Raw genomic sequence first — 26,254 nt, forward strand, 5'->3', positions numbered from 1 at the left:
GTTGGCGCACAGTATGTCAGGCATCGCGGCCAAGCAAAAGCCAAAGCCCGCCCATCCCGCGCAAATCCCCCATCATCTTGCCAAAAATACTCCCGCCGGAGGCAGATCCGCGATCCTGCCCCGCAGGATCGCCCAGAATCGCTTGCGCCGCAGGCGCGCAATTGGATCACGCCCGCGGATTCCGCACTGCTATCAGACCCAAATCAGATCCCGCTCAAAGACCGATCAGATCCCCGCCATCCCCCGCTGGATCGGTGCGAACACGGGCCAGAGCTGCCGGAACTCCGCCTCGATGGCATCGGCCAGATCGCCGTCGGGCAGGGGCATGTCGTGAAACAGCACCATGGATTTGCGCCGCAAAAGATCTCCGCGCGGGTGGTCCTTGTCATAGGGGGCGGGCACCCGCTTCAGCGCCGGCTCCCATGTCGTGTCGCCGCGCGCCAGCCGCTCCTCGATCGCTGTGGCGATCTCCTCGCCCGCCGCACTGTCCACCACCGCGCGCCAGGCGGTCAGCGCGGCCCCCTCCAGCCCCATGTAGCCGGCACCGATACGGATCCGGTCGGTCTCGATCCCGAAGAACCAGCCCAGGGGTGCGGCCCCGCCGTCGGGGGCATACCACAGCATGTGCAGGTGATCCTTGTAAGGCGGCTTTCCCTTGGCGAACCGCAGGTCGCGGTTGATGCGGAACAGCTTGGTCCGGCAGGGCCCGCCGGTCAGCGCCGCCATCCGGGGGCGCAGCACCTCCAGCAGCTCTTCGGCCGGGCGTTTCAGCCGGGTTTGATAGGTGTCCTTGTGCGCCATGTACCAGTCGCGCGTGTTGTTCGCGGCCAGCTGGCGGCAGAAGTCCTGCGCGTCCGCGATCAGCGTGGCAAAGGCCTGATCGGGTGCGGTGCTCATGCCCCATTCTCCAGCCAGTTGCGCAGGATCTGCGCCACCTCATCCGGGCGCTGATGCACCAGCCAGTGGTCCGCGCCCTCGATCTCGACCCGGGTCAGGTCGTCGCAATAGGTCTCCAGCCCCTCGGTTGCCTCGGGCAGAAGCGCGGTGTCGCCCAGGCCCCAGACCAGCAGATGCGGCATCCGCACGCGCAGCTTTTCCGGGTCCATCGGCGGCACCGCGACCGTTTCACCGGGTTTGGGGATCACCAGTGGCGTGGCGCGATACCAGTTGACCATGCCGCGCAGCCGACCCGGGCGGGACCATTCCCCGACATAGACATCCCGCCGTTCGGGCGTCATCCAGCTCATGTCCATGTTCTCGGCAAACAGGCCCAGCAGCTTGGCGTAGCCATCGGCCGACAGCCGCGCCTCGGCGTCGTCGCGCCGCAGGAAGGTCATGTACTGCGAGGCCGCCGTCTGCGTGCCCCCCGCCGCCAGCGCGGTCTGGAAGGGGCCGGGATGCACACCGTTCAGGATCACCAGCTTCGACACCAGATCGGGCCGCGCCATCGCCAGCCCATAGGCCATGGCCGCGCCCCAGTCGTGGCCCACCACGACGACCGGCCCGCCCAGGTGGTCGATCAGGGCCACAATGTCGGGCATCATGGCCGAGACGCGATAGGCCTCTGGCTCGGGCGGGGCGTAGGATTGGCCATAGCCGCGCTGGTCCGGGGCGACGCAGTGATAGCTGTCCTCCAGCCTCTCGGCCAGGTCCGCCCAGGCCCCGCCGTATTCGGGAAACCCGTGCAACATCAGCAGGGTCGGTTTGCTGGCATCGCCCCACTCGCGGATGTGGAAGCTTTGGCCGTTCAGGATCAGGTCATGCTGTTTCATGCCCACACCGTACCGCAGCTTTGACACGTATCAAGGCGCCAATCGGTTCCCCCGCCTAGACTGCGCCCGAGTGATGACAGCCCAAGACAGGACAGCACGACGATGGAGACCCTGAAGACCCTGCCGCAGGACGCGGCCACCACGCAGACACCCGACGCCACCCGGACGGACCCGATCGCATCCGCGCCCAAGGACACTGCCCCCAAGAACTCCGCGCCCGGCACCACCGACAGCCTGCGCCGCGCCTTCGAGGCCGGGGCCTACCCCTATGACAAGCGCCTGTCGCGCCGCAGCTACGAGGCGCAGAAGGCCCGGATCCAGGCCGAGCTTCTGAAGGTCCAGCTTTGGGCGCAGGAGACCGGACAGAAGTTCGTCCTGCTGTTCGAGGGGCGCGACGCCGCCGGCAAGGGCGGCACGATCAAGCGCTTTACCGAACACCTCAACCCGCGCCACGCCCGGGTCGTCGCCCTGAACAAGCCAAGCGAGACCGAGAAGGGCCAGTGGTTCTTCCAGCGCTATGTCGAACATCTGCCGACCGCCGGGGAAATGGTTCTGTATGACCGGTCCTGGTACAACCGCGCGGGCGTCGAAAGGGTCATGGGTTTCTGTGAGCCGAATGAATACCTGGAATTCATGCGCCAGACGCCCGAGCTGGAGCGGATGCTGACCCGGTCCGGCATCCGGCTTTACAAATACTGGTTCTCGGTCACCCAGGAGGAACAGCGCAACCGCTTCAAGTCGCGCGAAACCGATCCGCTGAAGCGCTGGAAACTCTCGCCGATCGACAAGGCCAGCCTGGGCAAATGGGACGACTATACCGAGGCGAAAGAGGCGATGTTCTTCTACACCGACACCGCCGATGCGCCCTGGACCATCGTCAAGTCCGACGACAAGAAACGCGCCCGGCTGAACTGCATGCTGCATTTCCTGTCGACGCTGGATTATCCCGGCAAGGACCTGCGGATCGCCCATGCGCCGGACCCCAAGATCGTTTCGACCGCGCATCATGTGATCCACGCCAGCGACCATATCCTGGGGGCCTCGCTGCATCCCGATCAGCGCCGCAGAGGACCCGCCAGTTGCGAATGAGACGCATTGTAAGGTGCTGTTATTGCGTTGACTTTTGGATGCCGCGCCCCCATCTCATCCGCATCGGGGAGTAGCGATCGCCCCCTCCCCACACACCGGGGGGCGAAGGCATGTCAACAGGCTCGCACCTCATGTGCGTGGCATGTCTGATCCGGTCGGAAGGCCGGATTATGCGAGACCGTGGCACGGGTATCTGCGGGCGGATGCCGTCCAGTGCCCGGATCCGCCCCAAGGAAAGCCACATGTCCCCTTTGTCCATCGGCGTTCTTGCCGTTTCGATGTCCGTCGACGCCTTTGTCGCCGCCGTGGGGCGGGGCACCGCCGCCCCGCGCCCGACCCTGGCGACCACCCTGCGCACCGGGCTGATCTTCGGCTCAGTAGAGGCGCTGACCCCGCTGATCGGCTGGTCGGCGGGCATGGCGGCCTCGTCCCATGTGGCGGCGGTGGACCACTGGATCGCCTTCGTTCTGCTGGCCGGGGTCGGGGTGCATATGGCGCTTCAGGCCTGGACCCGGGCCGAGGATCGCCCGCGCGCCACCACCCTGTGGTCGACGGCGCTGACGGCCCTGGGCACCTCGATCGACGCCATGGCCGTGGGCGTGTCGCTGGCCATGCTGCAGGTCGACATCCTGCTGATCGCGCTGGCCATCGGTGCCACCACCATGGTGATGAGCTCGGCCGGGCTGATGCTGGGCCGCTTCATCGGCGCGCGCTTTGGCCGTATCGCGGAAACCCTGGGCGGCGCGGCGCTGTGTGGCATCGGCACGCTGATCCTGTGGCAGCATCTGACGGCCGGCTAGGGATGCGGGCCGTCAGGTCGGGGTGGCGGGACGCAAGAGGCTAAGGGCGCGCGGACCCGCAGGCCCGCCCGCTGAATCGCCTGTCATCGCTTCAGGCCGCCTAGCGGATTGCGACCGGATTGATGATCATCTGCACCGCGCCGCGCACCTTGGCGTGGCCCAGCACGAACATGAATTCGGTCACGCCATCGGCGGCCAGTTCCTCGGTCACCATGTTTTCCAGGATATAGATCCCGTGGTGCGCCAGCAGGATCTGGTGCACCTCGAAGACGCCGACGCCTTCCTCGAACGGCACGGCCTCAAGCCCCCAGGTGTCCGCCCCGATGGCCACGACGCCGATCTCGGCCAGGTATTCGGCCCCGGATTTGCCCAGCCCCGGCTCGACCGAGCCATAGCGCGCCGCATCGCGTGTCTCTTCCTTCAGAAGATCCAGCCAGCCCGAGTGGAACAGCACCACGTCGCCTTCGCGGATCTCGACGCCCTGCGCCTCGGCCGCGGCCATGATGTCGTCGCGGGTGTAGGCGGTGCCTTCGGTCACGATGTCCTGGCCGTAGAACTTTGACATGTTCAGCAGCACGCCGCGCGTCACGATCGGCGGCACCTTTTCGATGCCCAGCTTCTTCATTCCGTCCGCCGCCACGAAGTCCGACCCGTCGTTGCCGTTGTAATAGACGTGATCTTCGCCGATGTGGCCCAGCCCGTCGATCTGGCTGCCGATGCCCAGCCAGCCCATGAAGATGTCGTCGTTATAGGTCGTCTTGGTCGGCCCGAGACCCGAGTTGTTCACCTGTCCCGGCTGCAGGATGGCAATCGACATCGAGCGCGGCGCGAAGGCCGGAACCGTGCTGTCCAAGGTCAGGCCAAGCGAATAGGTCTTGCCCTCGGTCACCAGTCCGGCGGCGGCCTTGGCGCGGTCCGGGGTCAGCAGGTTGGCGGCGCCGATCTCATCCTCAGGGCCATATTTCGACTTGGTCCAGGCCATGTCGCCATGGCTTTCGGCCAGCGCGGATCCCGTCATCAGGGCGCAGGATATCAGCCCGGCCGTGGCCAGGGTTTTCAAGGGTGTCATGGACGTCTCCTCCCGTAGTCGTCACGTTTCGTGCCCCGGGGTAAGTTTACCGACCCTCGGGTAACCTGACCTTAGGGTAAGCAAAATGACCTGTCACGCCGCGCCGCCGTAGCTGCCACGCAGCATGGGCAAAGCCTTGCCAAGCGGGGTCTTGCGGCGGGGTGCAGCCCCTGCGGACCCTTGCCGGGGCAGGGGGCAAAGGCTACCCATGGGGCATGATCAGATCGCGCCGTTTCACGCCTGTCCTTCGCCGCCGAACCGGCTTTGCCTTCGGGCTTTGGCCGTGGTTTCGTCCCGGTGCGGGCGTGACGGCCGCGCTGGTGGCGCTGAGCCTAGCCGCGGGGCTGTGGCCCGGCCAGGCCCGGGCGCATCCGCATGTCTTCGTCGACACCGCCCTGACGGTCGAGCTGGACGCCCAACAGCGCATCACCGCCGTCACCGTCACCTGGGTCTACGACGATTTCTATTCCCTTCTGGTGCTGCAAGACATGGGCCTGGACGAGGATGCGGACGGCAGCCTGACGCCCGGCGAACTGGCGCAGCTGGACGGTTGGGACATGAAATGGATCGAAGGCTATGCCGGCGATCTTTACGTCGCCGATGCCACGGGCCGGGACGTGGCGCTGTCGCCGCCGCAGCCCCTGCGCACCGATGTGATGGAAGGCCGTATCGTCACGCAGCACCGCCGCGTCCTGCCCGATCCGCTCGCGGTGAGCGGGGCCAGCCTGCGCGCCTATGATCCCGAGTTCTATACCGCCTATGACCTGACCGGAGGCGTCACCCTGATGGGCGTTGTCGCGGGCTGCACAGCCGGGGTCGCGCGCCCGGACGAAGACAGCGCCTATGCCGAGGCGCAGGCGCTGATGGCGCAATTCCCCGAAGACGCCGAAGAGGTGCCCCTGATGGGCCATGTCTTTGCCGAGACGGTGACCATCACATGCGCGCCGAAAAGCTGAACGCCGGGGCCGAGGGGGCAAGCAGGTCGCGCCTGGCGCGGGGGCTCATCCTGACGCTGCCGCTCCTGTTCTTCGCCCTGGCGGCGCTCTGGCTCTGGCCGGGCGGCGGGATGGAGAGGATCGGGACCTGGGCCGCGCAAGGCCAGCGCGAGGCGCAAAGCGCCCTGGCCCGCACCCTGCGCGCCCTGCGGCAGGGCGAGGCCGGGGCGCTGGCGGGGCTGATGGGCCTGTGTTTCCTTTACGGGGTCTTCCATGCCGCCGGGCCGGGCCACGGCAAGGTGCTGATCGGCGGCTACGGCCTGGGCCGCCGGGTGGCGGCGCTGCGGCTGGCGGGGCTGGCGCTGGCCTCGTCCCTGGCGCAATCGGCGACGGCGGTGCTGCTGGTGTTGGCGGGGATCGGCGTGATCGGCTGGACCCGGACCCAGGTGACGGGCCTGGCGGACGGGGTGCTGAACCTGGCGTCCTATGGGGCGATTGCGCTGGTCGGTCTGTGGCTGGTGTTACGCGGGTTGCGGCATCTGTGGCGGACGGGGACTGGTGGTTCTGGGCATGCCGATCCGCATGACCATCCTCACCACGACCACGACCACGCGCACCACCACCACGACCACCACCATCACCACGACCACGGCCCAGACTGCGGCTGCACGCACGCCCATGGCCCCAGCCCGGAACAGGCGGCCCGGGTCCACAGCCTGCGCGATGCGCTGATGCTGATCGGGGCCATCGCCATCCGGCCCTGTACCGGCGCGCTGTTCCTGCTGATCATCGCCTGGCGGATGGACCTTCTGGCGGCAGGCATCGGCGGGGCCTTTGCCATGGGGCTGGGCACGGCGACGATCACTGTGGCGGCGGCCCTGGCCTCGGTCTGGGTGCGGGCGTCATCGCTGGACCGGATCCGCGCGGCGCTGCCCGACCCGCGCCTGGCCGCCCGCGCGGCGGCCCTGACGGAACTGGGCGCAGGCCTTCTGATCGCGCTTGTGGCCCTGTCGCTGCTGACCCGCGCGCTCTGATTTGTCTGACTGCGCGATGGTCCACCGGATGGATCGGAACGACGGGCAAACGATTGACTGCGTGACCGCCCCTGCGATGCGCCCCGCCAATGGCCCCTGCGCTGCGCCGGAACCTCCCGCAACGACGTGCTTGCCGGGCCAGCGCCGGGCGGAACGGACCACCGGACTTGCCCGGACACTTTGGCAATCGTATGGGGGGATATGACGAATTTCCGCGCATATCTGCCTCATATCCGGGCATTGCTGACATTGGGCCTGCCCCTGATCGGCAGTCACGTGGCGCAATTTGCCATTACCCTAACCGATACGATCATGCTGGGCTGGTACGATGTCACCGCCCTGGCGGCCCAGGTCCTGGCGGGCGGGTTCTTCTTTATCATCTTCATCACCGGGTCGGGCTTTGCCTGGGCCGTGACGCCCCTGGTGGCCGAGGCCGAGGCGCGCGGAGACACCACCCAGGCACGTCGCGCCACGCGCATGGCGCTTTGGCTGGTCGGGCTTTACACCGTCGTGATGCTGCCGCTGATGTATTTCTCGCAGGCGATCTTCCTGGCCATTGGCCAGACCGAAGAGGTGGCGCGGCAGGCCGGCCTCTACCTGGCGATCGCGGGGCTGGGCCTGCTGCCCGCCAATATCGTCATGGTGTTCAAAAGCTTCCTGTCCGCATTGGAGCGCACGCGCATCATCCTGTGGGTGACGCTGGCGGCGGTGGTGGCCAATGCGGGGATGAACTATTTGCTGATCTTCGGCCACCTGGGCCTGCCCGAGATGGGGATCCGCGGGGCCGCCGTGGCCTCGGTCGGGACGCAGATCGTCTCGGCCCTGCTGATGATCGCCTATATCCAGCGCCGCCTGCCGGAACACACGATGTTCCAGCGCTTCTGGCGCCCCGATTGGGAGGCTTTCGGCCGCGTCTTTGCCCTGGGCGTGCCGATCGGTCTAACCACCCTGGCCGAGGTCGGGCTGTTCAGCGGATCCTCGGTCATGATGGGCTGGCTGGGGGAAATCCCGCTGGCGGCGCATGGCATTGCACTGCAGATCACCTCTCTGACCTTCATGGTGCATATCGGCCTGTCCAATGCGGCGACGGTGCGTGCCGGCCGGGCCATGGGCGCACGCGACTGGGACAGCCTGCGCGACGGAGGGCTGGCGGCCTTCGCCCTGTCGCTGGTGGCCGTGGTGGTGACGATTGTTGTGCTGCTGACCCTGCCGGGGCCGCTGATCGGGCTGTTCCTGGACCCCGCCGACCCCGAGCGCGGCGCGGTGATCGCCCTGGGCATCGGCATGCTGGCGGCGGCGGCGCTGTTCCAGCTGGTCGATGCGGCGCAGGTCATGGCCGTGGGCATCCTGCGCGGCGTGCAGGAGACGCGTGTGCCGATGGTGATCGCCACCATCAGCTACTGGGCGATCGGCATGCCGGTGGCCTATCTTCTGGGCTTTCCCCTGGGCCTGAACGGCGTAGGCGTCTGGCTGGGTCTGGCCACGGGGCTGGCCTGTGCGGCGCTGGCGCTGAACTGGCTGTTCTGGCGGCGCACCTATCCGCGCCTGCGGGCCAGCGGGTGCTGAGCCCCTTCGGGACGTTTTTGAGGGACGTTTTATGGGGTGGTCCGGGGGGCGTCGTTTCAGCGGTTCCGGTCGGGATGCCCTACACCGCCTTCCTTTGAAGGGCGCGGGCGCACCGTCCGTCGCTTTTGAAATCGTCGAAACTCCCCCGACCCGTTCAGGATCCGCCGGTCATCGCCCGGCGGTCCCGCCTCAGGCCATACCGCGCGCCTTCAGCACGCGGTCAGCCTTTTTCCGCACCAGAACGGAGCGCAGGTCATGCATGGCCAGCAGAAGGTGATCGGTCACCAGGTCCAGATCGTCATCCGCCGCCTTGGACTGCGCCCAATGGGTGGTCTGGTTCAGCGTGTCGACGGTGCGCAGGATGTCGTCCACCTCGCGGGCGGCCTGAACCTCGGCCCGGTCGGCCATCCAGTTGCGGATCGCCTCAAGCTCTTCCGGGGTCAGCTCTCTTTCGCCGTGGGGCTTGATCTCGCCGTTGCGGGTGTTCGCGACGGCGATCTGTTCCAGCTCGATCCGGCGGGCACGGTCGGCGGTCAGCACCTTGAAGACAAAGGCCCCGTTGTCGCGGACGCGGAAGTAATACGGGGGGAGTTCGGTGGACATTCTGCTCTCCTGCTGTTCGCGCGGACCATAAGGCCGGGGAACGGGGCGCTCAAGAGGCGGCGAGGTTGAGGTTGATCAGGGCTATCGACCAGGCCTAGGACATAGGTCCCGCCCGGCGGTACGCCGGGCAGCGCCCGTTGCCCGGCAAGCGATTGCATGCAACCGCTAAAAGGGGCCCGCCCCCGTCGCACCAAAGGTGCGCCGAAATCTTCAGGCACGCCTCTGGCGTGACGGCGGCGCTATGCGCCCCCGGGGCTCCGCCCGTGATCAGGCGAAATCGTCCACTGGACGATTTCCGGGAAGCCTGCTCACCCCCGCGGGACGGCGCTGCCCTTGAGCATGGGATCGAACCGTTCTGGGCACCACAATCAGTCACCCCAAACAAAAACGCGCGGGCCAAAGGGACCCGCGCGTCAAATCCTAAATTCACACCTGTCTTACGACAGCGATGCGCAGAACTCCTGGATCCGGGTGCAGGCATCTTTCAGCGCCTCGTCCGAGGTCGCATAGGACACGCGGAAGTTCGGGCTCAGGCCGAAGGCCGCGCCAAAGACCACGGCCACGCCCTTGTCTTCCAGAAGCGCCGTCGCGAAGGTTTCGTCGTCCTCGATCTTCACACCCGCCGGGGTCGTCTTGCCGATCAGGCCGGCGATCGAGGGATAGACGTAGAAGGCCCCCTCGGGCACCGGGCAGGTGATGCCGTCGATGGCGTTCAGCATCTCGCAGACCAGGTTCCGGCGACGCACGAACACCTCGTTGTTGGACGCGATGAAGTCCTGCGGACCGTTCAGCGCCTCGACCGCGGCCGCCTGGGAAATAGAACAGGGGTTCGAGGTCGACTGCGACTGGATCTTGCCGATGGCCTTGATCAGGTCCTTGGGACCTGCCGCATAGCCGATCCGCCAGCCGGTCATCGCATAGGCCTTGGACACGCCGTTGACGGTCAGGGTGCGGTCATACAGCTCGGGCTCGATCTCTGCCGGGGTGCAGAACTTGAAATCGTCATAGGCCAGGTGCTCGTACATGTCGTCGGTCATGATCCAGACCTGCGGGTGCTTCTTCAGCACGTCGGTCAGCGCCTTCAGTTCATCCGCGGAATAGCCCGCGCCCGTCGGGTTGGAGGGCGAGTTGAAGATCAGCCACTTGGTCTTGGGCGTGATCGCCGCATCCAGCTGTTCGGGCGTGATCTTGAACTGGGTCTCAAGCGCGCCTTCCACGAAGGTCGGCGTGCCGCCGGCCAGCAGCACCATGTCGGGGTAGGACACCCAGTAGGGGGCCGGGATCAGAACCTCGTCACCGGGGTTCAGCGTCGCCATCAGCGCGTTGTACAGAACCTGCTTGCCGCCGGTGCCGACGGTCACCTGGTCGGGGGTGTAGGTCAGGTTATTGTCGCGCTTGAGCTTGGCGCAGATCGCCTCTTTCAGCTCGGGCGTGCCGTCCACGGCGGTGTATTTCGTTTTCCCCTCATTGATTGCCGCAATCGCCGCATCCTTGATGTTCTGCGGCGTGTCAAAATCGGGCTCACCGGCGCCAAGGCCGATCACGTCCTTGCCTGCGGCCTTCAGCTCTCGGGCCTTGTTGGTCACGGCGATGGTCGGCGACGGTTTGACGCGGGACAGGGTGTCGGAAAGGAAAGGCATCGGGGCCCCCGGAGGTTTGAGTTTCGGACGGCCCTGTCATAGAAGCAAAGCAACCGGCCCTCAAGCGGGATCGGCGGAGGATATGATGACGGACGAGAACACCAACGGCTGGTACGACGCCGACAGCGCCACATTCGGCGATCGCCTGGCCGCGGGCCGCGAGGCGGCGGGCATGACCCAGGGCCAGCTGGCCAAGCGCCTGGGCGTGAAGGTCGCCACCCTGCGCGGCTGGGAAAACGACCTGTCCGAACCGCGGGCGAACCGGCTGTCGATGCTGTCGGGGCTTCTGGGCGTGTCGCTGCCCTGGCTCTTGACGGGCCAGGGCGAAGGTGTACAGGCCCCCGGTGAGGCCGGCGAACTGCCGCAGGACATCACCGCGCTTCTGGCCGAGCTGCGCGACCTCCGCGCCGATCTTGACGCCAAGGCCGACCGCCTGGGCATCCTGGAAAAACGCCTGCGGGCAAAACTGAAAGAGGACGTCTGACCCATGACACCCGAACCGCGCGAGACCCGTCTGAAACGTATGCTGATGCGGTCTATGCGGCGCGGGATCAAGGAAATGGACATCCTGATGATGCGCTTTGCCGAGGCGCACCTGGACACGCTGAGCGACGAGGACCTGGATCTGTATGACCAGGTCCTGTCGGAGAACGACCAGGATCTGTACCAATGGGTGACGGGCCAGGTTCCGGCCCCCGCCCCCTTTGCCCCGCTGATCGACCGGATCGCGGCGGCGGCCAAGGACGACCCAGTGTCGCGCCGGCCCGTCTAATTACGCTGTGGTGCGGTCTGGCGGTTGATCCGCAGGGCGCACCGGATCCGAAGGCCGGTTTCGCGGCGGGGATGCTTTTCCTCTGCCGCTTAACGGTTTTTTCGGCTTTTGCGGTCACTCTGATCCCGAGCAGAAGCGACGGAACGGAAGACGACCCATGTCCATGCACGACCCAACCCCTCTCCCTGCGGGAGAGCAGGCCTTTCTGGCCTCATACCTCGACGCCCTTTCCCTGGTGGAACGGCTGCACCGGCTTCTTCTGGATGTCATCAAGGATGAATTCGAACGCACCGGCGTTCTGGAAGTGAACGCCGTTCAGGCGCTGCTGCTGTTCAACATCGGCGAGAACGAGGTAACGGCAGGCGAGCTGAAGTCGCGCGGCTACTACCAGGGCTCCAACGTCAGCTATAATCTGAAAAAATTGGTTGAAATGGGCTATATGCACCATCAGCGGTGCGAGATTGACCGCCGGTCGGTCCGGGTGCGCCTGACCCCCAAGGGGCGCGAGGTCCGCGACACCGTTGCCGCCCTGTTTCAACGCCAGGCCGGCGAACTTGGCGGCCGCGAAATTCTTGATGTCAGCGGGATCGACCTGATCACGGGCTCGCTGCGTCGCATCGAACGTTATTGGTCCGACCAGATCCGCTATATCTATTGATGGCGGCCGCCATCGCGGCGGGTCGGACCAGTGCGAAGCCTCACCCTCGGTTGGTGTCTGTCCAGAAAGGACTTGGGAAATGGTTGTGCAGGCACATCCAAATGGGGTCATTGCCCTGGGCAATGGCTACGTGAGTGTAAGGTGACGGGCCGGGATCGCAGGATGTCGGCCCGTTTCCTTTGGCGTGTTTGCGGGCTTTGGGGGGTAGGCGGCTGTGACTTATGGGGCCTCGATTTGGGTCATCAATTTTGGGGTCCGCGATTTAGGGGGGCGGGGCTTCAGGGGCCTAGACTTTGGGGCCTCCTGGTTGGGGGACTGCGATTTATGGGGTTGTGGCTTCTGGGACCTAGACTTCGGGGCCTTCTAGTTAGTGGGCTGCGATTGGGAGGGCTGCGACTTATGAGCCCTCGACTTTGGAGCCTCTTAGTAAGGGGACTGCGACCTCGAGGCAGTGTCATGGGGCGCTGTCTTGATGTCTGCCTCACGGAGGATGCGTCTTGATGTTTGCAGTTCGGTCTCTTTGACCTAGGGGGCATGCACCGCAGGTGCCCCTAGGCTCTTGCGGGTCAAGGACGCGACCACAGCACCGGGCGCGTCTTTCTGTCAGAGCACCGCATGTCGCGCCGTATAGAAGCCTCGCGGTTTCAAGCCGCCCCGCGGGGAAAGGCATCGGCCCGGACCCTGCGTTCTTCCAGACCTCAAATCCCGCACCAAACGCCCGCCAGAGACGCGAATGCCGCATCCGCCGCGCAGGGGGCCCGCCAAGCGCCGCCCCCGCACGGACACCCACACAGCCCCCGCTACCGGACCTCCGACACCGCCACGACCTGCAATTCCCGCAATAGCTTGCGGATCATCGCGGCTTCGAAATCCTCGAACCCCTGCGCGGCCTCGACAAAGGCGCTGTCGCCCCGGATCACATAGGCGCGGAAATAGGCCACCAGCTCTCCGATCCCCGGGCTGCGCCCGTGGGGGTCCTGCGGCTCTCCGACCACCAGGCCGTTCACGATGATGTCGGCGGGGGTCAGCGTCACCGACTGGGGCAGGGGGCCGGTGTTGGCTTTGCCGTCGCCCGAGACATCCATGACCCGCCGCCAGCAGCCCATCTGATCCGCCAGCAACTGCGCCCCGCGCAGCAGCGCCGACCCGATGGCGGTCGACGGATCCGCCGGTACGCGCCGCACCCTGCGCAGATGATCCGCGATCCCGGCCAGATCGCTGCGCCCCTGAACCTCTTGCCAGGGCAGAACGACCCGCTGAAACCCCGCGCCGGACCATTCCATCACCGCCAGCCGCAACGGCGCACCGGGCATCGCCTGAAACGCGCCCACGACGGCCGGGTCCATCAGCGCCGCCGCCAACCCGTCCAGCTGCAACCGATATTCCCGCGCATCGACCGAGCCGGAGACATCCAGCGCCAGCAACAGCGCCTGCCGGCACTGTGCCCGTGCAACCCCGGGCAGAAGCAGCACGACGACCAGCGTGACCCTCAGCCAGGCGGCCATGCGGACCCCCGCGCATCCCCCATGTCGCCCACGACCATGCCGTTGATTTCCCGAAACAGTTTCCGCGACATGGCGTTTTCGAAATCCTCGAACCCGTCGGCGTATTCGACAAAGGACCCCGGTCCGCGCGGCACATGGCGCAGGTAGAAGTCCAGCACCTCGGGTTCGCGCCCCTGCACGACAAGCCCGTTCACCGTGACCCCGGCAAAGGGGAAATATTCATAGGCGCTTTCGGGCAGGAACCCTTCGTTGTTCGCCCCGTCGCCAGAAATGTCGATCACCTTGCGATCACAGCGCGGACCATCCGCCAGCCGCCCGGCCGCATAGCCCAGGGCATAGCCGATGGCCGTCGGGAATTCCTTGTAGATCCGCTTGTGACCCGCGACCGCAGCGACCGCGCGGTCGATGGCGGCGTCGCTGTCCAGAACCGTCCAGTCCAGCATCACGTCCTGCTGGTACCGGCCGCTCCATTCAAAGATGTACAGCGCGACGTGACCCGGTGCGCCCCGAAGGATCGCCGTCCGGATCACGTCCTGGTCCAGGGCTGCGGCCAGCCCGTCACGCTGCAACCGGTAATCCGCCCCGTCCACCGAGGCCGAGACATCCAGGGCCAGCACCAGCGCCAGCCGGCACTCCGCCAGCGCGCCGCCCGCCCAGAGGGCGGCCCCCGTCAGAAGACCGAGGGCCCGGATCACCGCAGCCCCTGCATCACCAGTGCCCGGTGTTTTCCATGCTGGCCCAGGGCTCCGCCGGTTCCAGCGTGCCCTCTTGCAGCAGCTCGATCGAGATATTGTCGGGCGAGCGGACAAAGGCCATATGCCCGTCGCGCGGCGGACGGTTGATCGTCACGCCCGCATCCATCAGCTTCTGGCACATCTCATAGATATTCTCGACCCGATAGGCGAGGTGGCCGAAATGCCGGCTGTCCGAGGGCAGCGCGTCATCGCCGTCCCAGTTGTAGGTCAGTTCGACCGGGCAGTCCTCCTGCCCCTCGGGGGCCATGAAGACCAGCGTGAACCGGCCCTTTTCATTGTCGATGCGCCGGGTTTCCTTGAGCCCGAGCAATTCGTAGAAGGCCATGGAGCGTTCCAGATCCTTCACCCGGACCATCGTGTGGAGATAGCGGACTTTCATCGCGGTTCCTTTCATTCGCGTCTCCCTCAGGATAGGCCCCTGCGCGCCCCTGTCGAGGAACAAGTCAGGGGTCGGCCTGGCAGATCGTGGCGTCACCCTGCTGCGCGGCCCCAAGGGGCAGGCACGGATTCCCGGAAAAGCCACCGCATATAGCGGTTCAAATCAACCGCCCCGCAAGATATGTTGGGCAGAGACTCGCCCCCTGTTGCCACCCCCTGTCCCCGGATCCGCCTGTTCGGCCAGTCCGGGCCAGCGACCGGCCCCCGCCAGAAGGACCCCGCCATGCGCCAGTATCACGATGCCCTGCAAACCGTCCTGGACCACGGCACGCCGTCCACGGACCGCACCGGCACCGGCACGATTTCCTATTTCGGCATGCAGCAGCGCTATTCCCTGGCGGATGGCTTCCCCCTTGTCACCACCAAGAAGCTGCACCTGAAATCCATCGTGCACGAACTGCTGTGGTTCCTCGCCGGGGATACGAACATCAAGTATCTCAAGGACAACGGCGTTTCGATCTGGGACGAATGGGCGGACGAAAACGGCGATCTGGGCCCGGTTTACGGGTCGCAATGGCGGGCCTGGCCGACGCCGCAGGGGCAGATCGACCAGATCGAGAAACTGGTTCAGATGATCCGCAAGTCCCCCGACTCGCGCCGCCTGATCGTGTCGGCCTGGAACCCGGCCGAGGTCGACGAGATGGCGCTGCCCCCCTGTCACACCCTGTGGCAGGTGCGGATCTCGGGCGGGAAGCTGCACCTGCAACTGTACCAGCGCTCGGCCGACATGTTCCTGGGCGTGCCCTTCAACATCGCCTCTTACGCGCTGCTTCTGGTCATGCTGGCCCATGTCACGGGGTATGAGCCCGGCGATTTCGTGCATTCCATCGGCGACGCCCACATCTATTCCAACCATATGGAGCAGGTGAAGCTGCAGCTGTCCCGCACGCCCCATGCGCTGCCGCAGCTGCGCCTGACCCGCGACGTCGGCTCGATCTTCGATTTCCGGTTCGAGGATTTCGAATTCCTGAATTACACCCCCGACGCGGCCATCAAGGCCCACGTCGCAGTCTGAGGGCGCGCCGATGATCACGCTTATCGTCGCCCGCGACCGCAACGGCGCCATCGGCCGGGACGGAGACATCCCCTGGCACCTGCCGGGCGATCTGAAGATGTTCCAGCGCGAAACCACCGGCGGAGCGGTGATCATGGGCCGCGCCACCTGGGAGAGCCTGCCGTTCAAGCCGTTGAAAAACCGTTTGAATATCGTCGTTTCCAGGGATCACTCGCTGTCCGACCACGTGGTGGGATCGGTTCAGGACGCCATCGCCCTGGCCCGGTCCGAGGGCCATTTCCGCATCTACGGCATCGGCGGCGCAGGCATCTACCGCGAGATGTTGCCCCTGGCCGACCGGCTCTTGCTGACCGAGGTCGATTGCGCCGTCGAAGGGGCGGATACCTGGTTCCCTACGGTGGATGAGGGCGACTGGCGCGAGATGTCGCGGCAGGTCGGCGAAGGTGAGTTGGGGTATGTGGTGCGGGAGTTGGTGAGGTGAGTAGAGAAGATGCCAAAATACTCAGAAGACGAAGAAAATTTCCAAAGGGCTAAGCGACACGCTCATTCAGAAATTTCTATGTTACAGAATGCTGTCGACGGATTGCGCAATGCGACTGCACCCAAAGAAACCACCTATCATTGGGCTGCATTGCTTCGCCATTTCAAGAACGCATACGATGCTATCGTTAGCGCTGGAAAGAAGCATCCATCCAAGAGAGAGCGGGGGCGAGGTTACAGGGTTGAAAACAAGAGAAAGAACTGCGCTGTTCTGAATTATGTGTTCCATTCGAGGAACGCAGCCGAACATGCAGAAGATCATCAGTACAGGAAATATGCAAATTACGACGCTGAGCGCATAAATGTCGGCGGCGGGGCTCTTAGTTTTAATTCCGGAGCTACAGTCATTGTCTCCAATTGTATATTTAATGGTATGCCGACGGACATGGTGTCGGGCCAAGCAAACGGGAAGCCCTATTTGGCTGTGAGAGGTAATGTCCCCATAGATATAGAGCGTGCTGGCTTGAGGTTTGACGACGTGCCTTCCAACCATGGTGATGTTATTCGCGCTCCCAAAATTCCGAAGTCAGACGAGCGTAGCAGAGAGGTCTTCATTGGCGAGACTGCGACTGCTTTCATTATAAATTCTTACCAAGAGATTTTTGACGAAGAGTTTTTCGACAGAGATTAAGCGTGTCTCGCGGTATTTAGCATTCTACTTATTGCCCGGGGAGACTAACGCCGGGCCGCGCCTGTTCCGGGGAGGCCGCAAGCCGCGCAGACCAAACAAAATGCTATTGACGAGAATTTGCCACCTCAATCACCGCTGAGCGCCGACCAAAGGGCACACGGGTCCTTCTTCCTTCGACGCTGACACCCCCCCCCAACCCCGCCAAACCAGCCCCAAAAAAGTGCCGCAACGTCACGGGAAAACCTCCATACCCAACCCTCTAATTGGCCTTGCTGGACTCAGCCCTACTTCCTAGCGTGGGCATACCTAGGGAGGAAACACATGAAAAACATCGCGACGGTGGCCGCCTTGGCCACGACCATTGCCATGCCTGTGGCGGCCAGTCCGCTCAGCTCGGCCTTTTCCAGTTATTTTGCCTTCGGGGATAGCCTGACCGATGACGGCAAGCTGCAGGCGCTGGCTCCGCCCAGTTTCGAGGGGCGCTTTACCAACGGGCTGACCTATGCCGAACATATCGCCAAGGATTTCGCGGTCAGCGGCAACTTTGCCCTGGGAGGGGCGACGGCTGGTCCGGTGAACACCAACCAGCCTTATGGTGGGGATCCGGCCAATCCGGTGAACCTGTTTGCCAATCTCGATAGCCAGATCGACGTCTTCCAGGCGACCGTGCCCCTGGCTTCCGTGGGGGATGATCCGCTGGTCTCGATCCTGATGGGGTCGAACGACATTTTCCAGAACGCCTATACGCTGGACGCGGGGGGCAATCCGATCCCGAACGCGGCCTATGACGTGACCGCGACGGTGGATTACGTTGTCAATGCGGTGCACCGGCTGGCGGCCCTTGGTCCGTTCGACAGTTTCATCATCCCGCTGACGCCCGGCGCGGCGGATCCGGTGTTCGGGGCCTGGCGGCAGACCTACAACAGCTACCTGATGGGGCAGGTCGCGGATCTGCGCAGCCAGGGGTTCACGATCTTCGTGCCCGACCTTGACGCGGCCTCGGCCCGGATCGCGGCGGACCCCGGGGCCTATGGCATCACCAACACGGGGGCCTGTACGGAGTCTCTGACCTCGTTCAGCTTTCCGAACTGTGCGGTGACGGGGTTCGACCAGAACGGCATGCCGATCGTTGATCTGCGTCTGGCCGATGCCTATTCGACCGTCGACGGGGTGCATCCGACCGCGCCGGTGCACCTGGAATGGGCGGCCGAGGTCTCGGCCACCGTCCAGGCCGGTCTTCCGGCGGTGCCGCTGCCGGCCTCGGGCCTGCTGCTGCTGGCCGGTGTCGGGGCGCTTGGGCTGCGGCGTCGCGCGGCCTGATCCATATTTGAACTCCGCCCCGCTGCCAGATCCGGCGGCGGGGCACATCCGCGCAAGGGCGGCAAAGCCTGTGCACGGGGCCCGGATGCCAAAGAAAAACCGATCCAGGCACCGCGGTTTCGCGTAACAAGGGCAAACAACGCGAAAGCCCTTTCATGCAACTCGTCACCCTTTACCTCTCCACCGCCCTAATCTTCCTGGGCCTCGATGCGATCATGCTGAAAAACGTCATGCGCCCGCTGTTCGAGACGCGGATCGCTGATCTTCTGCTTGATGACCTCAGGCTGGCCCCGGCGGCGGTCTTCTATCTGTTCTACGTGGCGGGGGTGGTCTGGTTCGTGTCCTGGCCGGCCTATCGCGACGGGTCGGCCTGGGGGGCACTGATGAACGGGGCGCTGATCGGGGCCATGGCCTATGGCACCTATGAGTTCACCAATTACGCCACGCTGAAGGCATGGGCCCCGAAGATGGTCGCGGTCGACCTGATCTGGGGCACGCTGCTGACCGGCGGGGCGGCGGCCCTGGGTGTTCTGATCACGCAGGCCATCTTCCGTAACCCGGCGTGACCATTTGCTTTTGCGTTTCCGGGCCCGGATGCTACTCTGCCCGCGAACGGCCCCGGAATGGGGCGGATATCGGATGAACCGGGCGTAAAGGCGAGGGCAGAGAGATGAAGAAGCTGAGTGTAAGCGCAGGCCTTGGACTGGGTCTGGGGCTGATGGTCCTGGCGGGATCGGCCGCCGCGATGGACGCCAAGACCTTTGCCTATCCGGCCAAGGCGAACTACTGCCCGCAGGGGCTTCAGCCGATCCAGATGGGCGGCGTCATCTGCTGTGGCGTGCCGAACCAGAAGGGCACCTATTCGCAATACATGGCGCATCCCGCGACCACCCGGTCCTATGGGCACAGCTATGGGTCCAAATCGCCCGATAACTGGGACGGGTCGAAATCGCCGCAGGGCTACTGATACCGGGGTTTCAAACCCTGGGACATTGATCGGGGCGTGCCAGCGGGCGCGCCCTGTGTCGTTTTCGGGGGGGCGGGACGGATCGGCCCCAGGCTGATGACCCGCGGCGCGAAATCTTCTCGCCCGGATGTCATAAAACTGTTACGATTGTGGTCACGCAACAGCGAGGCCCATCATCTTGATCCGCACCTTCCTTGTCGCCAGTTCCCTCATCCTGTCCATGGCCCAGACGGCCACGGCCAATCCGATCGCGGATGTGATCTGCGAACCGACGGAACGTATGACAAAGAAGCTGAGCCAGGCCCTGATGAGCGAACGCCAGGCCATGGGATTGCGCGGCCCCGAACAGGTGGTCGAGGTCTGGACCGACCAGGCCGGTGACTGGACCATGGTCATCACCTATGCCAGCGGCCAAAGCTGCATCGTGGCCATGGGTGAGGCCTGGATGGAGACCGCAAAAAGGGATCCGGCGTGACCCGCCGGACCTATGGCTGAATTTAATCGCTGAAATTACAGCAGTTTGAGGTCCGACGCCATCTGTCGGCCGTCACGCCCATCCTGAAGCTCGTACCCGACCTTCTGATTGTCGGCGAGGCCGGTCAGACCCGAACGCTCGACTGCTGAGATATGCACGAAGACGTCCTTGCCGCCTTCTTCGGGCTCGATGAAACCATAGCCCTTGGTGGTATTGAACCATTTTACGGTGCCCACAGGCATGCCGCTCTCCTTCCAAGTCAGTCTTCCCGCGGAATTGCGGGTCTTCGCACCCGAAGGGCCGCCCTCACCGCCCGCGCTGACCGGCAGTCAAAGGTGGACCTGCAGATACTATACTTAAGGAGAATGGGGTGCGGATGTAAAAAGCAAGCAAAACCGGGGTGAATCTGAACGATTTGTTACCTATCTGTGGGGAAACGCCTAACGAAGGGGAACCCATGCAGATCTTTGGCCTGAAAAACTGCGACACCTGTCGCGCTGCCCGCAAGGCCCTGCCGGGGGCCGAGTTTGTCGATGTCCGGGATCAGCCCATGGATGCGGCGATTCTTGATGCGGCGCTGGCGACCTTTGGCGAGGCGCTGGTGAACCGACGCTCGACCACCTGGCGGGGGCTGGACGAGGCCACGCGCGCGCAGGACCCCCGCAGCCTGCTGGCCGACCATCCGGCCCTGATGAAACGGCCGCTGATCCTGGATGGTGACCGCATGGTGCTGGGCTGGACCAAGGCCACCCAGGCCGAGCTGGGGGTTTAAGGCGATGCGCAACGCGGCCTTGATCCTGGGTCTGATCGGCGGGCTGATGGGGCTTCTCGTCGGGCTGGCCAGCTATGGCTACACCAGCGCGGTGGAAACCTTCGGCGAGGTCGAGGGCCTGTTCGAACAGGTCACCCGGCTGGAAGCGATCCGCGCAGCATCCGTCATCGCGCCGATCCTGGCGCTGGCCGGCGCGGGCATGGTCAAGGTGCGCGCGCTTTGGGGCGGGCTGCTTCTGCTGGCCTCGGTCGCGGGGATGTACCTGGGCTTTGGCCTTGGGTTCTTTACGCTTTTCCCGATGACCTTCTGCGCCGTGGCGGGGATCATCGCGCTGGCTGCAGGTCGGCCGGATGAGCCGAAGGCGCATTTCTGAACAGCAGCCGGTCGGCAGACAGCACCCCGCCGCCCAGCACCACCAGCGTGGCAAGCGTGGTGATCCAGAATGCCCGCTGATCCAGGATCAGCGCGTCGGGGGCCTTATCGAACCAGGCCCCCAGGGTGCCTGCGTGGTCGATCCCGCCGTGCCCGAACAGGTCGGTCAGGCTTTGCACCACGATGAACCCGATCATGCCAAGCGCCGACAGCCGGGTCAGCAGGCCCAACACCACAAGGGCCGGAAGGATGAATTCGGCCCACATTCCGGCCACGACCACGGCCCAGTGAAAGACGCCAAGGTTCGACGGGTCATAGCCCGCCGCCTCCATCGCGCGGGGGAAGATCTGCGCATAGGCCCCGACAGAAGGCGAAAGAAGCCCGAAGATCCCCGATCCCAACTTGGTGACGGCCGAGGCCCAGAAATAGGGCAGAAGCACCGCCGCAAAGGTAAAGCGCGCCAGCAGGGGCAGCAGCGGGGTGAGGCGGGCGAGGGGGGCGGTCGGGTCAGTCATCTCGGGCTCCTGTCTGGGGGTGTGCTTGGGGGATCAGTTGGTTTGCACGGCGGGCTCGGCCGCAGTGAGAGAGGCAGTGAGAGAAGCGGTCTGCATCAGCAGTGTCAGGATCGCGGCGGGGTCGTGATCGGTGTTGACGGCGGCACCTGCGGCGATCGCCGTGGCCAAGGTATCCCCGGCGCGCAGGGCGGCCAGGAACGCCACGTCGCCCGGGGCCAGCAGATGCGCCTGCGGGTCGTAATCCGTGCGGGTGATCAGCACGTCCTCGGCCCCTGGCTGGGCCGTGGGGGCGGTCGGATCCAGCGCTTTCACGTGGATCGACAGCACGGGCCAGTCCGACCGCAGCACGCGCAGGGCAGGCACCAGGCCGAAGCGCTGATCGGGAAGGGCTTCGGGCGGGATGGCGGCCAGCGTCGCATGGGGCAGCGGCGCGCCGTCGGCGGCGTGATAGGCACTGCGTAGGGCCAGTTCCAGCCGCGCCAGATCCCCCATCCAGCGCATCCGGGCCAGCTGGGGCGCGGCGTCCAGGAAGGCGGGCAGGGCCTGCCCGAAATGCATCATCAAAGGCGAGGCGGGGGGATGCACCCGAAGGTAGGCCCCGGCCATGCCGCGGAAGGTCTCGTCCCCCAGCAGGCGGTAACAGGCGGGAAAGCCGTCGATCAGCGCCTCGGTCAGGCTGACGGCGACATTGTTGCGATAGACGGAAAAGCGCCGCCCGGCTGGGCGTCCGGCCCCGTCCTGCAGGCCCTGTGGCACCGGCTGGGCAGGATCCAGGATCGCGGCGCGCAGATGCGCCTGATCGGTTGGCGGGGCCGGGGCGATCATGCCGCCGCCCTTTCGCCAGCCCGGGTCAGCGCCGCCTGGCCGCGTGCGGCCTCGGCCGCCAGCACGGGCCAGTCGGGCACATCCGTGTCCCATTCGATCAGCAAGGGCGCGGGGCCGAGGCGGTCCAGTACCACGTCCAGAAGCGCCCAGACCGGATCCGCGACCGCGCGCCCGTGGCTGTCGATCAACAGCGGCGCGCCGTGGTCGTCGTGGTCTTCGTCATGGCCGCCCAGGTGCAGTTCGCCTACCTTCTCGATGGGGAAATCGGCGACATAGGCGCGCGCATCCAGGCCAAGGTTCGTGGCCGAGACGAAGACGTTGTTCACATCCAGCAACAGGCCACAGCCGGTGCGGTCCGCGACGGCGCGCAGAAAATCCGTCTCGCTCATCTCGCTTTCCGCGAAGGCCAGGTAGGACGAGGGGTTTTCCAGCAGCATCCGCCGGCCAAGGGCCTCTTGCAGTTCGTCGATGTGATCGGCGACGCGGGTCAGCGTGGCGGCGGTATAGGGCAGGGGCAGCAGGTCGTTCAGAAAGGCCCCGTCATGGGTCGACCAGGCCAGGTGTTCGGAAAAACTGGCCGGTTGCAGCCAGTCGCACAGGTGTTTCAGCCGCGCCAGGTGGTCGGGATCAAGGCGGCCCTCGCCACCGATCGACAGGCCGACGCCATGCACAGAAATCGGAAAACGCTCGGCCAGGTGACGCAGCTGGGCCAGCGGGCGGCCGCCGTCGCCCATGTAGTTCTCGGCGTGGATCTCAAGCCAGGTGACAGGCGCGGGATCCGTCAGGATCGCGTTGTAATGCTGGGGTTTGTAGCCGACACCGGGACCGGCGGGCAGGGTGGGGGAACCGGGCATTGGGGCCTCCGCTTGGATCAGACCGATAGGGTCGGGCGTAAGGGTTGGGCATCAGGGCGGGGATGTCCCGCCCTGGCCCGGGGTTGGATCGCGGTTGGATCGGCCGATCAGCTTTCCATCGGCAGGTCACGCTCCAGCGCGGACAGGCTGCCCATCTTGCCTTCGGGCAGCATCACCTTGGTGCCGTCGGCCAGAACCGGGGTCGCGCTTTCGCAGGTGCCGTCCTGAACCAGGGTCCAGGCGTTGCCCTGGTAGTCGACCTTGGACGTGCCGGCGCAGGTCGTGCCCGGGCCCGCGGCGCAGTCGTTCTTGCCGGCCATCGACACGCCAAAGCATTTGACGTTGTCGGCGGCATGCGCGGGCAGGGTCGCGGCGGTGGTGGTCAGAGCAGCGGCAAATGCGGTCAGCGCGATGGCTTTGTTGGACTTCATGAGTTTCCCTCCTTGGGTCGCCGGATCGGCGGTATGGTTGCGGCACCTGAATTGGCGTCCGTGCCTTCCCTTTCGCGGCGGGGACAAAAGGTGTTACATCGCTCACGAACGAGTGATGTGAATGTCGGAAAAAAATCCGTAGCTGTAACGTTTGCCGGGTTTGGGGCGAAGGGAGAGGGGAATGCCGGATCGCAATGATCGTTGGGACGATCTGCTGCGACGGGCGATGCGCGGGGATGCAGCGGCCTATGCCGCCTTCCTGTCCGACATCGCCCCCGTGATCCGAGGCATCGTACGCGCCCGCACCCGTGGGGCCGAGGATGCCGAGGACATCGTGCAGGAGGTCCTTCTGGCGGTCCACGCCAAGCGCCACACCTGGCGCGAGGACGAACCGGTGGCCCCCTGGCTCTATGCCATCGCCCGCTACAAGGCGGCCGATGCGGGGCGCAGGCGGGGACGTCAGGGCGGCCACGTGCCGCTGGACGACGTGGAAGAGGTGCTGCCCGATGAGGGCGGCGACGTGACGGCGACCCGCGATCTTGCGGTGATGCTGGACCGGCTGGACGCGCGCGCGGCGCGGATCGTGCGCGCCATCGGGGTCGAGGGGCAAAGCGCCCGCGACGTCGGCACCAGCCTGAAGATGAGCGAAGGGGCCGTGCGCGTGGCCTATCACCGCGCCATGGTCAGCCTGAAAGAGCTGGCCGAGACGGAAGATTAGGGACGACCAGAGACGACAGGGCCGGATGGACCACGGGGGTGCCCGCAGGCACCCCCCGGAGTGGGCCGGAAAAGCCCGGATAAGCCCGGACAAGACAGCAACGGTCAAGCGACCGGAAGAGACGAAGACAAGATGAAGACCGACGATCTGATCACCATGCTGGCACAGGATGCCGCCCCGACCCCCGCCGCGCCCCTGGCGCGCCGGACGGGATACGGGCTTGCCGTCGGCTTTGCCGTGGCTCTGGGGCTGTTTCTTGCGGTGCTCGGGCCGCGCCCGGGTCTGGGCGGGCTGATGCTGGACCCGGTCGTTCTGGCCAAGACCCTGCTGCCGCTGGCGCTGTTTGCGCTGGCGCTGCGGCTTGGGCTTCGATCGGTGCGCCCGGGCCGCGCGCCGGGCCGCACGGCCTGGGTGATCTGGGCGGTGCCCGCGCTGACGGCGGCGCTGTTCGTCTGGGCCTTTGCCGTGACCCCGGCCGAAACTCGCATGGTCGATTTCCTGGGCCATTCGATCCCGGTCTGCCTGCCGGCGATCAACCTGATGTCGCTGCCGATCCTGGCCGGGCTGATCGCGGCCCTGCGGCGCGGCGCGCCGGTGGATCCGCAGAAGGCCGGGGCGCTGGCCGGACTGGCCGCGGCGGGCCTGGCGACCGCGCTGTATTCCACCTTCTGCACCGAGGATTCCCCGCTGTTCTACAGCGTCTGGTATTCGGTCGGCATCGCCATCACCACCGCCCTTGGTGCCGTGGCCGGGTCGCGCTGGCTGCGCTGGTAACCGCTGCGCCGACCGGTCCATTCTACCCGTCGGTCAATCTTGTGACCTAACGGAACTGTTGTCCTGCCGCCCGGTCAACGTATCACTTCCCCCGGGAGGAGGCGCAGCACAGACCAAACACCACCCATTCGCGCGCGCGCCCCGGACGTAAACACCTGTCGCAAACCGATTGATCCGGTGCGACACGCAAACCTTTGGGAAAGACCGATGGCCTCAGTAGATATCCTGTTCCAACCCGTTGACCTGCCGAAGCTGCAGCTGAAGAACCGCATCGTCATGGCACCCATGACGCGGACCTTCTCTCCGGGGAATGTGCCGAATGACAAGGTGGTTGAATACTACCGTCGCCGCGCCGAAGGCGGCACCGGGCTGATCATCACCGAAGGCACCTGCATCGATCACCCCGCCGCCAGCGGCTATCCCAATGTGCCGTCCTTCTATGGTGAGGCCGCCCTGGCCGGCTGGAAGAAGGTTGTGGACGCCGTGCATGAAGCGGGCGGCAAGATCGCCCCGCAGCTGTGGCACGTGGGCGGCATCCGTCGCCCCGGCGTCACCCCCGGCGGAGACACCCCCGGCCACAGCCCAAGCGGCATGGCCCGCCCCGGCAAGGTCACCGGCCACGCGATGGAGCAGGCCGACATCGACGCGGTTGTCGCGGGCTTTGCCAAGGCGGCGGCGGATGCCAAGGCCATCGGCATGGACGCGATTGAACTGCACGGGGCCCATGGCTACCTGATCGACCAGTTCTTCTGGGATGGCACGAATGATCGTGGCGATGCCTATGGCGGTGACCTGGCCGACCGGTCGCGCTTTGCGCTTGAGATCGTACGCGCAGTCCGCGCCGCCGTGGGCGAGGATTTCCCAATCATCTTCCGCTATTCCCAGTGGAAACAGCAGGACTACAGCGCCCGCCTGTGCGAGACGCCCGAAGCGCTTGGCGATTTTCTGAAGCCGCTGGCCGAGGCCGGGGTCGACATCTTCCATTGCTCGACCCGCCGCTTCTGGGAGCCGGAGTTCGAAGGCAGCGACCTGAACCTAGCCGGCTGGACCCGAAAGCTGACCGGCAAGCCCGCGATCACCGTCGGATCTGTCGGGCTGAACGCGGATTTCCTGCCGAACGACGGCACCGCCAATTTCCGCGAGGCCGAACCGGCCAGCATCGACACTCTGCTGGAGCGGTTCGAGAAGGACGAATTCGACCTGGTCGCCGTTGGCCGCGCCCTGATCGCCAACCCCGATTGGGCCAACCAGGTGCGGGACGGCAAGTTCGAGGGGCTGGCGGCCTATGAAAAGGACATGCTGGCCGAGCTGGTGTGAAGGCCAGGGGCCTGTGTCGCCTTTGCCCAACCGGGCACGGTGTGGCCGGCGTCGCGCGGCGGGGGGTTTTGCACCCCCCGCACCCCCCGCAG

At 65.5% G+C, this 26,254-nt stretch carries 33 protein-coding genes; 20 read left to right on the forward strand and 13 right to left on the reverse strand.

Annotation, left to right across the window (positions count from 1 at the left end):
* Positions 1-225 precede the first annotated feature (225 nt).
* Both BMX99_RS01980 and BMX99_RS01985 read right to left on the reverse strand, forming a co-directional pair.
* Positions 226-897 carry a DUF2461 domain-containing protein gene (locus BMX99_RS01980; RefSeq protein WP_093446513.1) on the reverse strand — a complete coding sequence of 224 codons (672 nt, stop codon included), beginning with the start codon at positions 895-897 and terminating at the stop codon, positions 226-228.
* A complete protein-coding gene (locus BMX99_RS01985) occupies positions 894-1,772 on the reverse strand; it encodes an alpha/beta fold hydrolase (RefSeq protein WP_093446516.1) in 879 nt (292 codons plus the stop codon). Before BMX99_RS01985 ends, BMX99_RS01980 begins: the two co-directional genes overlap by 4 nt.
* 102 nt (positions 1,773-1,874) lie before the next feature.
* Here BMX99_RS01985 and ppk2 point away from each other — a divergent pair, with 102 nt between their 5' ends.
* Both ppk2 and BMX99_RS01995 read left to right on the forward strand, forming a co-directional pair.
* Entirely contained in the window at positions 1,875-2,861 is a 987-nt protein-coding gene (gene ppk2, locus BMX99_RS01990; RefSeq protein WP_093446519.1) for a polyphosphate kinase 2, read from the forward strand.
* 242 nt (positions 2,862-3,103) lie between these two features.
* Positions 3,104-3,661, forward strand: coding sequence for a manganese efflux pump MntP (locus BMX99_RS01995; RefSeq protein WP_093446522.1), 558 nt, complete (start codon positions 3,104-3,106; stop codon positions 3,659-3,661).
* Positions 3,662-3,761: 100 nt separating this feature from the next.
* Here the strand turns inward: BMX99_RS01995 and BMX99_RS02000 are convergent, their stop codons facing one another.
* Entirely contained in the window at positions 3,762-4,730 is a 969-nt protein-coding gene (locus tag BMX99_RS02000) for a cyclase family protein (RefSeq protein WP_212632879.1), read from the reverse strand.
* A gap of 215 nt (positions 4,731-4,945) precedes the next feature.
* Here BMX99_RS02000 and BMX99_RS02005 point away from each other — a divergent pair, with 215 nt between their 5' ends.
* The 3 genes from BMX99_RS02005 to BMX99_RS02015 all read left to right on the forward strand — a co-directional run bounded on the left by BMX99_RS02005 (position 4,946) and on the right by BMX99_RS02015 (position 8,265).
* Positions 4,946-5,686 (forward strand): DUF1007 family protein, encoded by a 741-nt coding sequence (locus tag BMX99_RS02005; RefSeq protein ID WP_093446525.1) that lies wholly within the window; start codon positions 4,946-4,948, stop codon positions 5,684-5,686.
* A complete protein-coding gene (locus BMX99_RS02010) occupies positions 5,668-6,699 on the forward strand; it encodes a nickel/cobalt transporter (protein ID WP_093446531.1) in 1,032 nt (343 codons plus the stop codon). Before BMX99_RS02005 ends, BMX99_RS02010 begins: the two co-directional genes overlap by 19 nt.
* A gap of 201 nt (positions 6,700-6,900) precedes the next feature.
* Complete coding sequence (locus tag BMX99_RS02015; protein ID WP_093446534.1) at positions 6,901-8,265, forward strand: MATE family efflux transporter; 1,365 nt, start codon at positions 6,901-6,903, stop codon at positions 8,263-8,265.
* 189 nt (positions 8,266-8,454) lie between these two features.
* Here the strand turns inward: BMX99_RS02015 and BMX99_RS02020 are convergent, their stop codons facing one another.
* Together BMX99_RS02020 and BMX99_RS02025 are read right to left on the reverse strand one after the other, a co-directional pair.
* A complete protein-coding gene (locus BMX99_RS02020) occupies positions 8,455-8,868 on the reverse strand; it encodes a hypothetical protein (protein ID WP_093446538.1) in 414 nt (137 codons plus the stop codon).
* 437 nt (positions 8,869-9,305) lie between these two features.
* Positions 9,306-10,508: a pyridoxal phosphate-dependent aminotransferase gene (locus tag BMX99_RS02025; protein WP_093446541.1), complete on the reverse strand. Its 1,203-nt coding sequence runs from the start codon at positions 10,506-10,508 to the stop codon at positions 9,306-9,308.
* 85 nt (positions 10,509-10,593) lie between these two features.
* Here BMX99_RS02025 and BMX99_RS02030 point away from each other — a divergent pair, with 85 nt between their 5' ends.
* From BMX99_RS02030 to BMX99_RS02040, 3 genes are all read left to right on the forward strand, one after another.
* On the forward strand, positions 10,594-10,992 hold the full coding sequence (locus BMX99_RS02030) for a helix-turn-helix domain-containing protein (protein ID WP_093448388.1): 399 nt from the start codon (positions 10,594-10,596) through the stop codon (positions 10,990-10,992).
* 3 nt (positions 10,993-10,995) lie between these two features.
* The gene (locus BMX99_RS02035; protein ID WP_093446544.1) at positions 10,996-11,280 is read left to right on the forward strand and encodes an FAD assembly factor SdhE; all 285 of its coding nucleotides are present in this window, start codon (positions 10,996-10,998) and stop codon (positions 11,278-11,280) included.
* Positions 11,281-11,437: 157 nt separating this feature from the next.
* Positions 11,438-11,938 carry a MarR family winged helix-turn-helix transcriptional regulator gene (locus BMX99_RS02040; protein ID WP_170848801.1) on the forward strand — a complete coding sequence of 167 codons (501 nt, stop codon included), beginning with the start codon at positions 11,438-11,440 and terminating at the stop codon, positions 11,936-11,938.
* Between the two features lie 800 nt (positions 11,939-12,738).
* On the opposite strand, the gene BMX99_RS02045 is transcribed toward BMX99_RS02040, so the two are convergent.
* The 3 genes from BMX99_RS02045 to BMX99_RS02055 are packed head-to-tail and all read right to left on the reverse strand — an operon-like array spanning position 12,739 to position 14,577.
* Complete coding sequence (locus BMX99_RS02045) at positions 12,739-13,443, reverse strand: DUF1194 domain-containing protein (RefSeq protein WP_093446548.1); 705 nt, start codon at positions 13,441-13,443, stop codon at positions 12,739-12,741.
* Complete coding sequence (locus BMX99_RS02050) at positions 13,428-14,138, reverse strand: DUF1194 domain-containing protein (RefSeq protein WP_093446551.1); 711 nt, start codon at positions 14,136-14,138, stop codon at positions 13,428-13,430. The genes BMX99_RS02045 and BMX99_RS02050 overlap by 16 nt, the downstream gene beginning before the upstream one ends.
* Positions 14,139-14,151: 13 nt before the next feature.
* Positions 14,152-14,577 carry a VOC family protein gene (locus tag BMX99_RS02055; RefSeq protein ID WP_093446554.1) on the reverse strand — a complete coding sequence of 142 codons (426 nt, stop codon included), beginning with the start codon at positions 14,575-14,577 and terminating at the stop codon, positions 14,152-14,154.
* Positions 14,578-14,859: 282 nt separating this feature from the next.
* Between BMX99_RS02055 and BMX99_RS02060 the strand changes: the two genes are divergently transcribed.
* The 7 genes from BMX99_RS02060 (at position 14,860) to BMX99_RS02090 (ending at position 19,584) form a co-directional block, all read left to right on the forward strand.
* Positions 14,860-15,651 carry a thymidylate synthase gene (locus BMX99_RS02060; RefSeq protein WP_093446557.1) on the forward strand — a complete coding sequence of 264 codons (792 nt, stop codon included), beginning with the start codon at positions 14,860-14,862 and terminating at the stop codon, positions 15,649-15,651.
* 10 nt (positions 15,652-15,661) lie between these two features.
* Positions 15,662-16,132, forward strand: a complete 471-nt coding sequence (locus tag BMX99_RS02065) for a dihydrofolate reductase (protein WP_093446560.1) — start codon at positions 15,662-15,664, stop codon at positions 16,130-16,132.
* 9 nt (positions 16,133-16,141) lie between these two features.
* Positions 16,142-16,822, forward strand: a complete 681-nt coding sequence (locus BMX99_RS19440; protein ID WP_139199395.1) for a hypothetical protein — start codon at positions 16,142-16,144, stop codon at positions 16,820-16,822.
* A gap of 321 nt (positions 16,823-17,143) precedes the next feature.
* A complete protein-coding gene (locus BMX99_RS02075) occupies positions 17,144-18,142 on the forward strand; it encodes an SGNH/GDSL hydrolase family protein (RefSeq protein WP_093446567.1) in 999 nt (332 codons plus the stop codon).
* A 155-nt stretch (positions 18,143-18,297) separates the two neighbouring features.
* On the forward strand, positions 18,298-18,708 hold the full coding sequence (locus BMX99_RS02080) for a DUF2177 family protein (RefSeq protein WP_093446570.1): 411 nt from the start codon (positions 18,298-18,300) through the stop codon (positions 18,706-18,708).
* A 104-nt stretch (positions 18,709-18,812) separates the two neighbouring features.
* Entirely contained in the window at positions 18,813-19,109 is a 297-nt protein-coding gene (locus BMX99_RS02085) for a hypothetical protein (RefSeq protein ID WP_093446573.1), read from the forward strand.
* A 178-nt stretch (positions 19,110-19,287) separates the two neighbouring features.
* On the forward strand, positions 19,288-19,584 hold the full coding sequence (locus BMX99_RS02090; protein ID WP_244525610.1) for a hypothetical protein: 297 nt from the start codon (positions 19,288-19,290) through the stop codon (positions 19,582-19,584).
* 35 nt (positions 19,585-19,619) lie between these two features.
* Here the strand turns inward: BMX99_RS02090 and BMX99_RS02095 are convergent, their stop codons facing one another.
* Positions 19,620-19,826, reverse strand: a complete 207-nt coding sequence (locus BMX99_RS02095) for a cold-shock protein (protein ID WP_093446579.1) — start codon at positions 19,824-19,826, stop codon at positions 19,620-19,622.
* A 215-nt stretch (positions 19,827-20,041) separates the two neighbouring features.
* Here BMX99_RS02095 and BMX99_RS02100 point away from each other — a divergent pair, with 215 nt between their 5' ends.
* Together BMX99_RS02100 and BMX99_RS02105 are read left to right on the forward strand one after the other, a co-directional pair.
* Positions 20,042-20,356, forward strand: coding sequence for an arsenate reductase family protein (locus BMX99_RS02100; protein WP_093446582.1), 315 nt, complete (start codon positions 20,042-20,044; stop codon positions 20,354-20,356).
* Positions 20,357-20,360: 4 nt separating this feature from the next.
* Positions 20,361-20,729 carry a hypothetical protein gene (locus BMX99_RS02105; protein WP_093446585.1) on the forward strand — a complete coding sequence of 123 codons (369 nt, stop codon included), beginning with the start codon at positions 20,361-20,363 and terminating at the stop codon, positions 20,727-20,729.
* Here BMX99_RS02105 and BMX99_RS02110 read toward each other — a convergent pair.
* From BMX99_RS02110 to BMX99_RS02125, 4 genes are all read right to left on the reverse strand, one after another.
* A complete protein-coding gene (locus tag BMX99_RS02110; protein ID WP_093446588.1) occupies positions 20,680-21,243 on the reverse strand; it encodes a DoxX family protein in 564 nt (187 codons plus the stop codon). The genes BMX99_RS02105 and BMX99_RS02110 overlap by 50 nt on opposite strands.
* Before the next feature lie 33 nt (positions 21,244-21,276).
* The gene (locus BMX99_RS02115) at positions 21,277-22,068 is read right to left on the reverse strand and encodes an HvfC/BufC N-terminal domain-containing protein (RefSeq protein ID WP_093446591.1); all 792 of its coding nucleotides are present in this window, start codon (positions 22,066-22,068) and stop codon (positions 21,277-21,279) included.
* The gene (bufB, locus tag BMX99_RS02120; RefSeq protein ID WP_093446593.1) at positions 22,065-22,922 is read right to left on the reverse strand and encodes an MNIO family bufferin maturase; all 858 of its coding nucleotides are present in this window, start codon (positions 22,920-22,922) and stop codon (positions 22,065-22,067) included. Before bufB ends, BMX99_RS02115 begins: the two co-directional genes overlap by 4 nt.
* 107 nt (positions 22,923-23,029) lie before the next feature.
* Positions 23,030-23,353, reverse strand: a complete 324-nt coding sequence (locus tag BMX99_RS02125) for a BufA1 family periplasmic bufferin-type metallophore (protein WP_093446596.1) — start codon at positions 23,351-23,353, stop codon at positions 23,030-23,032.
* Between the two features lie 181 nt (positions 23,354-23,534).
* Between BMX99_RS02125 and BMX99_RS02130 the strand changes: the two genes are divergently transcribed.
* From BMX99_RS02130 to BMX99_RS02140, 3 genes are all read left to right on the forward strand, one after another.
* Positions 23,535-24,071 carry a sigma-70 family RNA polymerase sigma factor gene (locus tag BMX99_RS02130; protein WP_093446599.1) on the forward strand — a complete coding sequence of 179 codons (537 nt, stop codon included), beginning with the start codon at positions 23,535-23,537 and terminating at the stop codon, positions 24,069-24,071.
* Between the two features lie 132 nt (positions 24,072-24,203).
* Complete coding sequence (locus BMX99_RS02135; RefSeq protein WP_093446602.1) at positions 24,204-24,845, forward strand: NrsF family protein; 642 nt, start codon at positions 24,204-24,206, stop codon at positions 24,843-24,845.
* 207 nt (positions 24,846-25,052) lie between these two features.
* Positions 25,053-26,162 (forward strand): NADH:flavin oxidoreductase, encoded by a 1,110-nt coding sequence (locus tag BMX99_RS02140; protein ID WP_093446605.1) that lies wholly within the window; start codon positions 25,053-25,055, stop codon positions 26,160-26,162.
* Positions 26,163-26,254 lie beyond the last annotated feature (92 nt).

The organism is Pseudooceanicola nitratireducens (assembly GCF_900109195.1).
GTDB lineage: Bacteria > Pseudomonadota > Alphaproteobacteria > Rhodobacterales > Rhodobacteraceae > Pseudooceanicola > Pseudooceanicola nitratireducens.

Coding starts and splice junctions, on each gene's coding strand:
- BMX99_RS01980 (WP_093446513.1), bottom strand. CDS start 897: ATGAGCACCGCACCCGATCAGGCCTTTGCCACGCTGATCGCGGACGCG.
- BMX99_RS01985 (WP_093446516.1), bottom strand. CDS start 1,772: ATGAAACAGCATGACCTGATCCTGAACGGCCAAAGCTTCCACATCCGC.
- ppk2 (WP_093446519.1), top strand. CDS start 1,875: ATGGAGACCCTGAAGACCCTGCCGCAGGACGCGGCCACCACGCAGACA.
- BMX99_RS01995 (WP_093446522.1), top strand. CDS start 3,104: ATGTCCCCTTTGTCCATCGGCGTTCTTGCCGTTTCGATGTCCGTCGAC.
- BMX99_RS02000 (WP_212632879.1), bottom strand. CDS start 4,730: ATGACACCCTTGAAAACCCTGGCCACGGCCGGGCTGATATCCTGCGCC.
- BMX99_RS02005 (WP_093446525.1), top strand. CDS start 4,946: ATGATCAGATCGCGCCGTTTCACGCCTGTCCTTCGCCGCCGAACCGGC.
- BMX99_RS02010 (WP_093446531.1), top strand. CDS start 5,668: ATGCGCGCCGAAAAGCTGAACGCCGGGGCCGAGGGGGCAAGCAGGTCG.
- BMX99_RS02015 (WP_093446534.1), top strand. CDS start 6,901: ATGACGAATTTCCGCGCATATCTGCCTCATATCCGGGCATTGCTGACA.
- BMX99_RS02020 (WP_093446538.1), bottom strand. CDS start 8,868: ATGTCCACCGAACTCCCCCCGTATTACTTCCGCGTCCGCGACAACGGG.
- BMX99_RS02025 (WP_093446541.1), bottom strand. CDS start 10,508: ATGCCTTTCCTTTCCGACACCCTGTCCCGCGTCAAACCGTCGCCGACC.
- BMX99_RS02030 (WP_093448388.1), top strand. CDS start 10,594: ATGACGGACGAGAACACCAACGGCTGGTACGACGCCGACAGCGCCACA.
- BMX99_RS02035 (WP_093446544.1), top strand. CDS start 10,996: ATGACACCCGAACCGCGCGAGACCCGTCTGAAACGTATGCTGATGCGG.
- BMX99_RS02040 (WP_170848801.1), top strand. CDS start 11,438: ATGTCCATGCACGACCCAACCCCTCTCCCTGCGGGAGAGCAGGCCTTT.
- BMX99_RS02045 (WP_093446548.1), bottom strand. CDS start 13,443: ATGGCCGCCTGGCTGAGGGTCACGCTGGTCGTCGTGCTGCTTCTGCCC.
- BMX99_RS02055 (WP_093446554.1), bottom strand. CDS start 14,577: ATGAAAGTCCGCTATCTCCACACGATGGTCCGGGTGAAGGATCTGGAA.
- BMX99_RS02060 (WP_093446557.1), top strand. CDS start 14,860: ATGCGCCAGTATCACGATGCCCTGCAAACCGTCCTGGACCACGGCACG.
- BMX99_RS02065 (WP_093446560.1), top strand. CDS start 15,662: ATGATCACGCTTATCGTCGCCCGCGACCGCAACGGCGCCATCGGCCGG.
- BMX99_RS19440 (WP_139199395.1), top strand. CDS start 16,142: ATGCCAAAATACTCAGAAGACGAAGAAAATTTCCAAAGGGCTAAGCGA.
- BMX99_RS02075 (WP_093446567.1), top strand. CDS start 17,144: ATGAAAAACATCGCGACGGTGGCCGCCTTGGCCACGACCATTGCCATG.
- BMX99_RS02080 (WP_093446570.1), top strand. CDS start 18,298: ATGCAACTCGTCACCCTTTACCTCTCCACCGCCCTAATCTTCCTGGGC.
- BMX99_RS02085 (WP_093446573.1), top strand. CDS start 18,813: ATGAAGAAGCTGAGTGTAAGCGCAGGCCTTGGACTGGGTCTGGGGCTG.
- BMX99_RS02095 (WP_093446579.1), bottom strand. CDS start 19,826: ATGCCTGTGGGCACCGTAAAATGGTTCAATACCACCAAGGGCTATGGT.
- BMX99_RS02100 (WP_093446582.1), top strand. CDS start 20,042: ATGCAGATCTTTGGCCTGAAAAACTGCGACACCTGTCGCGCTGCCCGC.
- BMX99_RS02105 (WP_093446585.1), top strand. CDS start 20,361: ATGCGCAACGCGGCCTTGATCCTGGGTCTGATCGGCGGGCTGATGGGG.
- BMX99_RS02110 (WP_093446588.1), bottom strand. CDS start 21,243: ATGACTGACCCGACCGCCCCCCTCGCCCGCCTCACCCCGCTGCTGCCC.
- BMX99_RS02115 (WP_093446591.1), bottom strand. CDS start 22,068: ATGATCGCCCCGGCCCCGCCAACCGATCAGGCGCATCTGCGCGCCGCG.
- bufB (WP_093446593.1), bottom strand. CDS start 22,922: ATGCCCGGTTCCCCCACCCTGCCCGCCGGTCCCGGTGTCGGCTACAAA.
- BMX99_RS02125 (WP_093446596.1), bottom strand. CDS start 23,353: ATGAAGTCCAACAAAGCCATCGCGCTGACCGCATTTGCCGCTGCTCTG.
- BMX99_RS02130 (WP_093446599.1), top strand. CDS start 23,535: ATGCCGGATCGCAATGATCGTTGGGACGATCTGCTGCGACGGGCGATG.
- BMX99_RS02135 (WP_093446602.1), top strand. CDS start 24,204: ATGAAGACCGACGATCTGATCACCATGCTGGCACAGGATGCCGCCCCG.
- BMX99_RS02140 (WP_093446605.1), top strand. CDS start 25,053: ATGGCCTCAGTAGATATCCTGTTCCAACCCGTTGACCTGCCGAAGCTG.